This is a genomic window from Phaeobacter sp. NW0010-22, from assembly GCF_040365955.1.
In the GTDB taxonomy this organism is placed as follows: Bacteria; Pseudomonadota; Alphaproteobacteria; order Rhodobacterales; family Rhodobacteraceae; genus OMPR01.
Genome location: NZ_BAABWT010000002.1, coordinates 200,184 through 212,675, shown reverse-complemented (window position 1 = coordinate 212,675; position 12,492 = coordinate 200,184). Strand labels below are relative to the sequence as shown.

Genomic DNA, 12,492 nt, shown 5'->3' with positions numbered 1-12,492 from the left:
TGATTGTGGGGGTCTAAGGTGCACCTAGACGGCATTTTCAACACGAGGCTTGGTATGACGACTCCTATTTACGCTATTGGTGATATCCATGGTCAGCTTGGTATGTTGGAAACAGCGTTGTCCCGGATCGAGGTGGAAGGGGGGCGGGATGCACGTGTGGTGTTTCTTGGTGACTACACCGATCGTGGCCCCAATAGTGCGGGTGTGCTGGATTTTCTGATCAAGGGGCAGGCTGAAGGGCGTGACTGGATCACGATCAAGGGCAATCACGACCGGATGTTTTCCTTATTTATGCAGGATTATCCGATCAACGATGATCGTCTGTTGGTGGGATATCACTGGTTGCATGAACGGATCGGTGGCATAGAAACGTTGGCGTCTTATGGGGTCGAGGTGCCGGAACGCACCCGGATTTACGAGGTCCACGCAGCCGCGCGCGCCGCTGTGCCACAGGCGCACATCGACTTTCTTGCGGGGTTGCAGGTGACACATCAGCAAGGGGATTTGCTGTTTGTGCATGCGGGCATTCGCCCTGAAATCCCGCTGAGCGAACAAACCGAAGATGATCTGATCTGGATCCGCGACAGCTTCCACAAATATACAGGACCACACCCCTATCTGGTGGTGCATGGCCACACCCCGGTGAAGTCAGCCACGCATTACGGCAATCGGGTCAATCTGGATGCGGGTGCGGGATACGGTCAGCCGTTGGTTACGGCTGTGTTTGAGGGCAACAGGTGCTGGTGCCTGACGGATCAGGGCCGGGTTGAATTGACCCCTTAAGCCCAGAGATCGGTCGACAGGTATTTCAACCCGCTGTCGCAGGCGATCACTCCGATGACGCCTCCAGATTCGGGGCCTTGTAGCAAGCGAAGGGCGGCGGCCACATTCGCGCCGGTTGAAAAACCTGCGAATATGCCTTCTTCTTGGGCCAGCGCGCGGACGGTTGCGCGTGCTTCATCGCCTGAAACGGTCAGGTAGCCATCGGTTTGCACATCACGCAGAAAGTCCAAGTCAGGCATGGCATATCCACCGCCTTGGATGGGGTGGCCGGGTGTGTGTGCAGGGTTTCCAGCCAGAACCGCGGCACCTTCGGGTTCGACAAGATAGCCGCACAGGTTTGGGTTTTTTTCTTTCAAGCCTTTGACCGTGCCGCCAAACGTGCCCCCTGATCCGGCGAAATCAGCAAACGCTGTCAGGCTGCCTTCGGAATCGGCCCAGAGTTCCGGTGCGGTGGTCTCATAATGCGCACGGGCGTTGCCCGCATGGTGAAATTGATCGGCTCGAAAGGCGCGACGCGCCCGTGTGACGCGTGCTGCTTCTGCTTCGACCAGTGCTAAATCGGCGCCGGATACCTGCCCGGGACTGCTGCCTTGGGCCTGATCAACCAAGATGACTTCGGCCCCGAGGGCGAGCATCATGCGTGCGCGTTCGACTGAGTTGCCCCGCGACATGACAGCAACAAAGGGATATCCTTTGATGCCGCAAACAATGGCCAGACCGGTGCCCATATTGCCGCTGGTCAGTTCGACAACGGTTTGCCCTGGTTTCAATGTCGCCTCTGCTTCGGCGGCTTCGATGATACCTTTTGCGGCGCGATCTTTTTTGGAGAATCCGGGGTTGAGATAATCCAGCTTTGCCAGAATACGCCCCTTGAGCCCACGCGCGGCGACCAAGCGATCTAGCCAGACAGAGGGCGTTTGGCCGATAACGTCAACTATTGAACCTGCTGCCATTTTCTTATCCTTTTGGATCGCGACAAGAGAGCAGTATAGAGCCTGTGATATCAGGTCCAGTCTAGGACGACCTTGCCGCTTTGACCGGACTTCATTGCGGCAAACCCCGCCTCAAATTGGTCCACAGGAAAGCGATGCGTGATAACCGGGCTAACGTCCAATCCATTTTGCAGCATGGCAATCATCTTGTACCAAGTTTCGAAAATCTCCCGACCGTAGACGCCTTTGATCGTGATCGCTTTGAACACAATGCGGCTCCAATCCACAGGGGATTTTCCCGGCGGAATGCCAAGCAGGGCGATGCGTCCACCCATTACCAGCGCCTCGACCATTTGATCCATTGCGAGCTGATTGCCAGACATTTCCAGTCCTACATCAAACCCTTGGGTCATGCCCAATTCATGAATCACGTCATTCAGGTCCTCTGTCGCGACATTCACGGGGCGCACATTTGTGACCTGTTCGGCCAACGCCAACCGGTCGGGGTTCACATCGGTGATCGCCACATGTCGGGCACCCACGTGTCGTGCCACGGCAGCGGCCATGATTCCGATGGGGCCAGCGCCAGTGATCAAAACATCCTCGCCCACCAAATCAAAGCTAAGCGCGGTGTGAACCGCATTGCCCAAAGGGTCTAGAATTGCGCCAATGTCGTCGGAGATCTCATCGGGTAGGGGGACCACATTAAAGGCAGGTAGTCGGAGGTATTGGGCAAACGCGCCCTGTTCATTGACGCCAATGCCGCGGGTTTCCGGGTCCAGGTGAAATTTGCCTGCCCGGCTTTGTCGCGAGTGCTTGCCAATCAGGTGCCCTTCGCCGGAACAGCGCTGACCGACCTTGAGATCGTCGACGTTGCGACCGGTTTCGACAATGATCCCGGCGAATTCATGGCCGGTGATCATGGGGGTGGGAACCGTTTTTGCGGCCCATTCATCCCAGTTCCAGATATGCACATCGGTGCCACAGATCCCGGTTTTGTTGATTTTTATTAGCACATCATCCGGCCCGATTTCGGGCACCGGCGCGCGCACGGCCCAAAGCCCCTCACGCGGGTGGGTTTTCTCGAGGGCTTTCATCGTGTTGGGCAGCGTCATGACAGAATCCCCAAATTGCGACCCACATTGCCAAAGGCAGCCAGAGCGCGATCTAGATCATCACGGGTCAGAGCTGCATTCATCTGGGTGCGAATGCGGGCTTGTCCACGTGGTACAACGGGAAAGAAGAACCCTGAAACATAGACGCCTTCGTCAAACAAGCGGGCGGCCATATCCTGTGCCAGTTGCGCCTCGCCCAGCATGACGGGGACAATAGGATGTTCGCCGGGCAACAGGGTGAAACCCAGTGTTTCCAGACCTGCGCGCCAGTAGCGGGCGTTTTCAAACAGCTGATGGCGCAGGGCCGCGCCCTGTTCGACCAATCGGATCGCTTCGAGGCCCGCGGCCACAATCGCTGGCGGCAGCGAATTTGAGAAAAGATAGGGCCGCGCCCGCTGCCGCAAAAGATCAATGACCGGCTGCGGCCCTGCGATATAACCGCCGATGGCCCCCCCAAGCGCTTTGCCCAAGGTGCCCGTCAGAATATCGACATCCACGTCAAAATGATCCGGCGTGCCTGCCCCGTTTGGCCCCATAAAGCCGGTGGCGTGGCAGTCATCGACCATCACAATGGCATCGTATTTGTCGGCCAAGGCGCGGATTTCCGGCAGTTTGGCCAGGTACCCATCCATCGAAAAGACGCCATCGGTTGCGATCATGATGTGGCGCGCGCCGTCTGCTCGGGCCTGTTTCAACCAAGCCTCGAGATCATTCATGTCGTTGTTGAGATAGCGATAGCGTTTTGCTTTGCACAGACGGACTCCATCGATGATCGAGGCGTGGTTCAGGCTGTCTGAAATGATCGCGTCTTCGGGGCCCAGCAGGGGTTCGAACAGGCCGCCATTGGCATCGAAACAGGCGGCAAACAGGATGGCGTCATCCTTGTGTAGGAAGGTGGCTAACCGCTGTTCCAACTCGCGATGAATATCTTGGGTGCCGCAAATGAACCGGACTGAGGCCATGCCGAATCCTTTGTCGCCCATTACGTCCTTGGCGGCAGAAATCAGGTCAGGATGATCAGCCAACCCCAGATAGTTGTTGGCGCACAGATTGATGACCTGCCGATCCCCAACCGTGATCTCGCCCCCTTGAGGGGAGGTGATCATGCGTTCGCGCTTGGTCATTCCTTCGGCGTCAATCTGCGCCAGGGTTTCCGAGATTTGAGACAAGAATGATTCTGACATAACGCCCTCCGTTTGCTTGTTTCTATCATAGCGGATGTAAATCCGAAATACAGGAATACAAGATGACGGAAAAAAATCCACCAAGACGGACGTAGAGGTGGATTTTTCGGAACGGGGCGGGCTCGTGCAGGGGGGTAGCCGTACTTGGTGGCTGGGCTTATTGTCCTCTGATCAGGGTGCGCACCTCATACCCGCGCAATGAGGGGCGCGCGGCCGGGCCATATCCGTAGTCCTGTTTGCTGAGGTCTGGCATCAACGAGAGGATTTCATCACGCGTTTCGGGATCGAATGCCTCAACACTCTGATCGCCGGGATGGTAGCTTTCGCTTTCCATACCGTTTCCACAAATCACCTCGTGACGATCAAACAGAACGTGCACATAGGTGATGGGTTTTCCGTCAGCACAGCGACGGATCGAGCGGTCGTTGACCAGATGTTTGGCTTGAACCAGAACTTCGGATGAACCGAACATCATTTCCGACAGGGCAGAGGACAGCAGCACGCGGTGGTTGGGCGAGAGTGCGACGGTATCGTGATCCCCCAAAGCCCCACGCCTGAACAGAATGGGGGCATCTGGCCCCTCGGCGATGCGCGTTGTTTGCCCAATCCAGCGGACAGGTTGTGGCCCGTGATCCCGCGTCATCACCTGCGTGCCCGGGGTCAGGGTTTCAACACTTTGACGCCCAGTGAGGGTGTCGATCAGCGTTCCCGCGACAAAACAGGCGATGGTGTTGACTGTGACAAAGGCAGTGTCAGTATTTCCGGCAGAGTCTTCGACCTGATATGAAAAGACATTGGAGCCCTCGTCCCCGTCGGTATCAATTGTAAAGGTTCCGTCGGGGTTGAGCGTGACCTCTTCGCCTGAAGCGAGCGTGATGGTATCCCCGGCCGATACCTCTTGCCCGTTGATCATTGTGATCGTCAACGTCCCCGAGTGGGCGCTGACATCGTTGCCCAAAACGTCTAGATTAGCCTCGCTGTCGGCGGTGATATCTATTGTATCTGCATCCGCAACCAGAGCGGTTTGAACTGAATCACCGGCAATCAACAGATTTGAATCGTAGCTCGAATCGCCCGCATCCGCGATGGCGATCTTGATCGTATTGACCTCGCCCGGAGTGACGGGCGCCTTGAGGGTCAGCGTGACGGTCAATCCGTCCATTTCGGTATTGGCGACTTCGGCGTTGGCCGGGTTGTCGATGTAAAGGTTGGAGTTGGATTCATCATTGATGTTGTTGATGGTAATATCGCCATCACCGATGGTCAGTTCTGCCTTTTCACCGTTGACGAAAATCCCGACAGCATCGTTAAAACCGGATCCAACGTATTCCAGATATTCCTCCGAGGAAAATGTCACCTGCATCGTCAGGGTGGACCCCTCGGGGATAAATTCGGCTTCGATGACCGCCGCGTCATAGGTCGTGGTGCCCGCCATTTCGTCCAGATCGGAATCGCCTTTTTGGCGCATGTTGGAACTTGTCCACGAGCGGACATTTGCGTCGCCAGAGCTGTTGGTGATGTTACTGGCCCGTCCGGTCGACAGGATGACGCCGGTGTCAGAGGGCGTTACGTTGGGCGCAACCGTGTCCCCATCACTGTAAATCCCGGAGGCGGCATTGTGCCCAGTATAATCGGCAGAGACAATTTGGACCCCATTGCCAAACATAGCTTGGGCCATGTCGGTGGCAGAGGCACTGGTGTCGATAGGCAGTTCTGAAGCTGTTGGCATAATTTAGTCCTGATCGTCTTACTGACTCTCGGGATATCGCCGGAAAGGTTCTCAATTCCTTTTCACCCATCAGGGATCTGTCTTGCATTTTAGCCAATAGGCCCCGTTGACCGCTACCACCTTGCCGCGCTAAGGCGGCGGGCATGGAAAAGAAGAAAAAAACCTCGCGCCAGCAAGTCTATACTCTTGTCGTTCAAATTGGACGCAAAGAGGGTGATGGCCTGCCTGATGGTGCCTCGGGTGCGGCGCTGATGTGTTACGCCAGCGGTGTCGACGAAGCTGAAGCCGTGCGCGAAACCGTAGCGATTCTAAAACAGGCGGATACCGCACCGCTGGATGTCACCGGATATGGTACCTTGGCCGAGCGTGAGGCCGAAGGCCATGAGATCGGTGATGGCGAGCGGGAGCTGATGGATCGGGCACTGGCCGAAAATTCGGTGATCGTCGCGCAGATGACCCCGTTTTTTGACGATGGCACCCAAGACGCGTAACGCGCTTTAGTTCCGCATCCCGAACCATTTGCGATACAGATCGTCGTAGACCCCGTTTTCACGCATCGAAAGCAGGGCTTGGTTGACTTCTTCCACCAGCGGAGAGCCGGTGGGGAAAGCAATGCCATAGTTCTCTCGCAAGAAGATTGACCCGATCATGCTGGCTTTGCCCTGACCCTCGTGGGAGGCATAGTATGACAGGATCGGCGCATCAAACACCACTGCGTCGATCTCGCCGTCTTCGAACGCGGCGATCAGCGGGGTGAGATCGCTGAATGCTTCGTAATCAATTTCGCGCCGGTCCAGAAATCCTGCGGCTGTGGAGTCTTGGATGGTGGCAACGCGCTGCCCGTACAGGTCATTGATCGAATTCACCGACCCCGTGATGGCATCGACGGTCATGACCGATGTGATTTTGGCGGTAAAGACCGACACGACAAACAGCGATGAGATCACCAAAAGCACGCCAAACAGACGGCCAAAGGGGGTGCGGGGCACACGTTCTTCAAACCCGCCATTCACCACCAGATTCAGCGCCCACCAAAAGGAGGGAAACCAGGCCTCATTGGCGGGGCGGTCGAAATACGGCTGGGCGCGGCGTTCAAAAACCCACATCAACATGCCGCCGGTCATCAGGATCACAAAGGCAATGCCAATGGCAAGGAACAGATCCAGCGACAACAACGCGCGCAACAAGGATGGGCTGCGCGAGTTTTCTCCGGGCGTCATAATCTGCAGCCCAGATTCAAAGATCGGTTGGCTGAAATCCATTTGGGTTTCACGGGTGGCGGTGATTGAAATATTGGCGATGGCCAAATCGGCTTTGTCTTCAATGACCTGCGACAGCATTTCGCCGAATTGCGCATTACGGGCGATCGAATAGTCCCAATTCAAGGCCTGTCCAAGTGCGGCCAGCAGCTCCATCGAGAAGCCGGTTTCGGCCCCGTCCTCGGTCATGGAGAACGGAGGGCGGGTCACAGTTGATACAGTGAGTGTCTGTGCCGAGGCCATTTGCGCCAGCAGCAGGATATGCAGGCAAAGACCGAAGAGAATTTTACGCATGAGTTTGTGAGTGCCACCTTTGTGGCTCCACTAGCGCGTTTTATGGGGTCTGGGCAAGTCTGGTATACCTTAAGCAACCCGGCGTTCGGCAAGAATCTTGGCGTCAAACGGGCGTAAAACCGGATAAGTGGATTTCCCATGATCCGGCAACCCATGTCGATCCAACCCTGATAGCACGCTGGCCGCCAAATGGTGTGGCTTGCGGCGCAACCGCCCAATGCTGAGACTTTCGGCGACGGTTCCAGCGGCAAGAATCGTTTCGCGGGCAGGCAGAAGTAGCTGAGAATACGTCACCGTCAGGCCCGTGTGCGCGATCGGGCGGACAGAGTGCCCTCCGGTCAGGTGTGCTGCGGGGCACAGTACGGATTCCTGGCCAAAAAGGTATTCAACCTCGGACCCGGACAAGACCAGACGTTGTGCGGGTGCCACGCGGATGTCCCCGAGTAGCCCAAAATAGGGTGCGCGAATGTGCATTGGGCGGGTGCTTCCGATGGCGGGCACAGTGCGGGACAGGCGATGCAGAACTGGCACCACATCCCCGTTCGAGGCAATCACAGTATCGCCGCGTCGTAGATCGCGCAGCGGGCGATATCCGCGCGGGGTCGCGATCGGGGTATCAGGCAAGAGCGAGGGCATCGGACCAACGGGTTCGACGCGCGTGGACAGCGCCATATAGACAACATCAGGGGCAACAAAGCGATGTGGGCCGTGTTTGAACAAAGCGCGTGCATCGCCAGCCCGCAGCGGGCAGGGCGGTGGCAATTGCATCATAAGCACCTGTTCCTGGTCCGTCTGTTCCAACGCCAAGCGCGCCCAACGGGACGGCGCATCCCAAGAATAGGACAGGCGGATGATATCCATACGACCAGCTTCGGAAGGGTTGATGGCCTGATGCAACACGGACCCGCCTTGATTGAGGATCAGGATCAAGCCGCCGCCGGGAATCGCCTGTAGCGAAATGTGGAATGGCCAGTCGCCGCCACGATCATAGTGGATCAGCGTCCGTGGACGGGCCGAGTTGGGCATGCGGGTTTCGATCAGCAACGTCCCACGGGTCATCAGGTCGTCTTCGCGCGGGCCAATCAGGTCGGGACTGTCGGTCGGTGCATCCAACCCCTTGGCGATGAAATGCTGTGTTTCGGTGTCTGTCAGGGCGATCCAGCTCATGCGTCAGGCAGCCTTTGGATCGGCCAGCAACAACTGGGCTTCGAAACTGCGCAGGGTGCGGCGCGCGGCGGGGCTGTAACCGTTCCCTGTTGCCGGATCTAACTCGGGGAAAATCGCACAGATTTCGTCGAGTACGGGTTGTTCGAACAGATCAGTGGTCTGGGGGCCGGGCAAAAAGCTTTCTGTTGCGAGGCCTTCGGAATAGATCACTTGGTGGGTGTCAAACATCAGATGGACATAGGTCACGCGCTCACCCGGACTGCGGGTGATCGAATGGTCATTGATCAGATCCTTGGCCGCGACCAGCACTTCGTCTTCGCCAAACAGAAGTTCGGCAAGGCTGTCTTGGATCAGCATCCTATGCTGCGGTGACACAAGCAGGTCCCGGTCTTGCCCAAAGGTGCCTGCGCGAATGCGGATTGGGGCAAAATCGCCTTGTGCTTCAACTGTGCGGCGCCCAATCCAACGCAGGGGTTGAGCACCATCATCACGGGTTTCCACAAGTTCGCCCAGCCGCAGACTTTCGACTCGTTTTTCACCCTTTGGGGTTTTGATCATGGTGCCTGCTACGAAACAGGGAATCGAACTGACGTTGACGAAACCGGTGTCATTGTTGCTTCCGTTATCGACGCCGTAGGTGAAATTGAAATCTTCGGTGTCGCCATCGCCAAAGACGGTGATGGTGCCGTCGGCGTTCAGCTGGACGGTTTGACCAGTGTTCAGCGTAACGATATCCCCAGCGGACACGGCGATCCCATTCAGATGGGTAATCGTCAGCGTCCCACCTGAGCCATTATGGTCGTTACTTAGAACATCAATGGTGGTTTGGCCGGTAGGGAACAGCGTCGCAGAATCGGCATTGGCCACGACATCAGTTTGCACGCTGTCAGCTGCGATCAGCAGGTTGGAATCATAGCTGCTGTCCGACACATCCGCGACACCGATCCGGATCGTATTGACGATCCCGGGAACTATATTCATGGTCAGGGTCATGGTGACCGTCAGGCCATCCATTTCCGTGTTATAGTCATCGCCTGAGTTATCGAGGAACAGGTTTTCATTGTTGGTGCTGTTGACGTTACCGGGATCGGCGTCGCCGTTGCCCACGGCCAAATCCACCTGTGCACCGTTGACCCAGACGCCGACGAAATCCTGATAGACCGAGTTTTGGAACTCTGGGTATTCTTCGGACGAAAAGACGAACTGCATCGTCATCTGAGTCACCGTGGGGTCATCGACGGTGAAGCTGACGTCTAGATAGGACGCATCATAGGTATTGGTCCCGGCTGCCGCGTTGAAATCAGAGTTGTTATTCTGACCCGAGGTGTTGGTTGATGTGCTTCCTGATCTATTGGGATCACCGCCGGAACGGGTAAAGTGATTGGCGCGTCCGGTGGACAGAATAACGCCGGAATCGCCGGGTGTTGCGCCCGGCGCGAGTGCATCGCCGTTCGAATAGATCGCCGATGATCGATTATCACCTGTATAATTCGCGCCAACAACGGTTACCCCGTCGCCAAAAATCGTCTGCGCCATTTGAACGGCGGACGCGTTTGTTTGATAGCCTAGCTCGGCTCCGGTTGCCATTTTCTGCCCCAACCCTTGAATTAATGAGGCAGCTCGCCCGGCCGCAGGGGTTTTCCCTGTCCAGACAAAACAGATGGCCGCGTCGTTGCGCGATCCGGTTTTGGTCAGTCTTTTGCGACTGTACTGCTAAACGCCCTGCCTCGGGTCATATTATTACCCCAGCCGTACCATGCTAAATGACCGTGTGTTAAGTACATTTGAGCGTAAAGGGGTTGGCATCGCGACCTTTTCGTCACAAATGTGGCAGTAAGATGACCGGATGCCAGAGCCCAAGAGGACCCCATGACCCAGACCGATGCCGCCCGCCTGACTGCTGATCTGATCCGTTGCCCATCGGTAACACCCGAGGAAGGTGGTGCCTTGGTCCTGTTGGAACAGGTGCTGTCAGAGGCCGGGTTCACCTGCACGCGTGCAGATCGCGGTGGGATCAGCAACTTGTTTGCCCGGTGGGGGGATAAGGGGCACGCGCGCACCTTTGGGTTCAACGGGCACACGGATGTTGTGCCATTGGGGGACGAGGCCGCGTGGACCATGGCACCCTTTGGCGCCGAGGAAAAAGATGGCTTCATGTACGGGCGCGGGGCCACGGACATGAAATCGGGTGTTGCGGCCTTTGCGGCGGCGGCAATTGATTTCGTGCGTCAGACACCACCGGATGGCGCATTGATCCTGACCATCACTGGCGATGAAGAGGCCGACGCGCTAGATGGAACTACGGCGTTGCTGGATTATATGGCGGATGCGGGCGAGGCGATGTCGGTCTGTCTGGTGGGTGAACCAACTTGTCCCGACACTATGGGTGAGATGATCAAGATCGGGCGTCGGGGATCTATGACGGCTTGGTTTACCGTGACAGGCGTGCAGGGGCATTCCGCCTATCCGCATCGGGCCAAGAATCCGCTGCCCGCCATCGCACGGTTGATGGATCGCCTGGCCAGTCATGAGTTGGATCAGGGGACCGATCATTTTGATGCGTCGACCTTGGCCGTGGTGACGATTGACACGGGTAATCCAGCCACCAATGTGATTCCAGCTCAATGCACCAGCGCCGCGAATATCCGGTTCAATGACACCCATACCGGGGCAGGCCTGACCGCGTGGTTGCAAGGCGAAGCGGATGCTGTCGCGGCAGAATTTGGCGTCGAGATCGAGATGAAGGTCAAGATTTCTGGCGAGAGCTTTTTAACGCCCCCTGGTACGTTGTCGGATCTGGTGTCCTCCTCGGTTGAGGCAGCGACTGGGGTCAAACCCGTTCTTTCGACCACGGGCGGCACGTCGGATGCGCGGTTCGTCAAGAACCATTGTCCCGTTGTGGAATTTGGGTTGGTGGGGCGCACTATGCACCAAGTTGATGAACGGGTTGAGGTGGCGCAGATCCATCAGCTGAAAGAAATCTACACCCGCATTCTGCGAGACTATTTTGCATGAGCTTCGTGATTGAAGTGACGCAGGATCGCGCGGCGTGTTTTGCCCTGCGGTTCAAGGTGTTCGTCGAAGAGCAAGGCGTGCCCGTCGAAGAAGAGATTGATATCATGGACGAGGTCGCGGTGCATATGCTGGCCTCAATCAATGGCAAACCTGTAGGCACAGCGCGGGTGCTGTTTGAAGGCGACACAGCCAAGATCGGTCGGGTCTGTGTGGTGCCAGAGGGACGCGGTATTGGATTAGGCGCGGCTTTGATCCAAGAAGGTGTCGCCATCGCGCGTCGCCAAGCGGGTGTGCACAAAGTCAAACTTGGTGCGCAGATTCAGGCCTTGGGATTTTATGAAAAACTCGGGTTCAACGCCTTTGGCCCAACCTATCTGGACGCCGGGATCGAACATCGGGACATGGGGCTGTCGCTGGTATGAAGCGAACTTTGGTCATCATGGTCAAGGAACCGCGTCCGGGGCGGGTCAAGACCCGGTTGGGGCGCGATATTGGGCTTGTGGGCGCGGCGTGGTGGTTTCGTCATCAGACCCGGCGTTTGATCCGGCGCCTTCGGGATCCCAGATGGCAGATCGTTCTTGCGGTATCCCCAGATCGCGAGGGACTAACCAGTCGGGTCTGGCCCGCTGATCTGATGCGGGCGCCACAAGGGCACGGAAATCTGGGGGATCGTATGGCCCGCATGTTACGCGGTATGCCACCCGGACCGGTGTGTCTGATCGGGGCGGATATTCCGGATGTAACGCCTGCGCATGTCGCGCGGGCTTTTGCAGCGCTGGGCGATCATGATGCGGTGTTTGGGCCCGCACCGGATGGCGGGTATTGGTTGATCGGGGCCAAACATGGGGCAACTCTGCCCAAGGGGCTGTTCTACGATGTGCGGTGGTCAACAGAACATGCGCTGAGCGACACGCTGGCGACCTTACCCAACTTGCGGATGGCGATGATTGATACCTTGCAAGATGTGGATACTGTGGCGGACTTGCGCGACTGATCCCGGTCTGGTCGCTTTTG

Annotated in this window: 12 protein-coding genes; 5 read left to right on the top strand and 7 right to left on the bottom strand. The window is 57.1% G+C overall.

The genetic code is table 11. The annotated features are described in order from the left end of the window. The first annotated feature begins 54 nt into the window (after positions 1-54). Complete coding sequence (locus ABWV33_RS05215; protein WP_353329366.1) at positions 55-783, top strand: metallophosphoesterase family protein; 729 nt, start codon at positions 55-57, stop codon at positions 781-783. Here ABWV33_RS05215 and ABWV33_RS05210 read toward each other — a convergent pair. The 4 genes from ABWV33_RS05210 to ABWV33_RS05195 all read right to left on the bottom strand — a co-directional run bounded on the left by ABWV33_RS05210 (position 780) and on the right by ABWV33_RS05195 (position 5,743). Then, a complete protein-coding gene (locus ABWV33_RS05210) occupies positions 780-1,736 on the bottom strand; it encodes a PLP-dependent cysteine synthase family protein (RefSeq protein WP_353329365.1) in 957 nt (318 codons plus the stop codon). The two genes, ABWV33_RS05215 and ABWV33_RS05210, sit on opposite strands and share 4 nt — an antisense overlap. 50 nt (positions 1,737-1,786) lie before the next feature. After that, positions 1,787-2,830, bottom strand: coding sequence for an L-threonine 3-dehydrogenase (gene tdh / locus ABWV33_RS05205; protein ID WP_353329364.1), 1,044 nt, complete (start codon positions 2,828-2,830; stop codon positions 1,787-1,789). Further along, positions 2,827-4,014, bottom strand: coding sequence for a glycine C-acetyltransferase (locus ABWV33_RS05200; protein ID WP_353329363.1), 1,188 nt, complete (start codon positions 4,012-4,014; stop codon positions 2,827-2,829). Before ABWV33_RS05200 ends, tdh begins: the two co-directional genes overlap by 4 nt. Positions 4,015-4,171: 157 nt before the next feature. Next, entirely contained in the window at positions 4,172-5,743 is a 1,572-nt protein-coding gene (locus tag ABWV33_RS05195) for a choice-of-anchor L domain-containing protein (protein WP_353329362.1), read from the bottom strand. 143 nt (positions 5,744-5,886) lie between these two features. Between ABWV33_RS05195 and ABWV33_RS05190 the strand changes: the two genes are divergently transcribed. Then, positions 5,887-6,234, top strand: coding sequence for a DUF8846 family protein (locus tag ABWV33_RS05190; RefSeq protein ID WP_113822413.1), 348 nt, complete (start codon positions 5,887-5,889; stop codon positions 6,232-6,234). Between the two features lie 6 nt (positions 6,235-6,240). Here ABWV33_RS05190 and ABWV33_RS05185 read toward each other — a convergent pair whose 3' ends face one another. The 3 genes from ABWV33_RS05185 to ABWV33_RS05175 form a co-directional block, all read right to left on the bottom strand. Continuing rightward, complete coding sequence (locus ABWV33_RS05185) at positions 6,241-7,296, bottom strand: transporter substrate-binding domain-containing protein (RefSeq protein WP_353329361.1); 1,056 nt, start codon at positions 7,294-7,296, stop codon at positions 6,241-6,243. A gap of 69 nt (positions 7,297-7,365) precedes the next feature. Further along, positions 7,366-8,463 carry a Hint domain-containing protein gene (locus ABWV33_RS05180; RefSeq protein ID WP_113822411.1) on the bottom strand — a complete coding sequence of 366 codons (1,098 nt, stop codon included), beginning with the start codon at positions 8,461-8,463 and terminating at the stop codon, positions 7,366-7,368. A gap of 3 nt (positions 8,464-8,466) precedes the next feature. Then, on the bottom strand, positions 8,467-10,050 hold the full coding sequence (locus ABWV33_RS05175; protein WP_164621081.1) for a Hint domain-containing protein: 1,584 nt from the start codon (positions 10,048-10,050) through the stop codon (positions 8,467-8,469). A 282-nt stretch (positions 10,051-10,332) separates the two neighbouring features. On the opposite strand from ABWV33_RS05175, the gene dapE reads away from it, so the two are divergent. The 3 genes from dapE to ABWV33_RS05160 are packed head-to-tail and all read left to right on the top strand — an operon-like array spanning position 10,333 to position 12,472. Then, a complete protein-coding gene (gene dapE, locus ABWV33_RS05170) occupies positions 10,333-11,478 on the top strand; it encodes a succinyl-diaminopimelate desuccinylase (protein ID WP_353329360.1) in 1,146 nt (381 codons plus the stop codon). After that, entirely contained in the window at positions 11,475-11,900 is a 426-nt protein-coding gene (locus tag ABWV33_RS05165; protein WP_353329359.1) for a GNAT family N-acetyltransferase, read from the top strand. The genes dapE and ABWV33_RS05165 overlap by 4 nt, the downstream gene beginning before the upstream one ends. Further along, complete coding sequence (locus ABWV33_RS05160; RefSeq protein ID WP_353329358.1) at positions 11,897-12,472, top strand: TIGR04282 family arsenosugar biosynthesis glycosyltransferase; 576 nt, start codon at positions 11,897-11,899, stop codon at positions 12,470-12,472. The genes ABWV33_RS05165 and ABWV33_RS05160 overlap by 4 nt, the downstream gene beginning before the upstream one ends. The last annotated feature ends 20 nt before the right edge of the window (positions 12,473-12,492 follow it).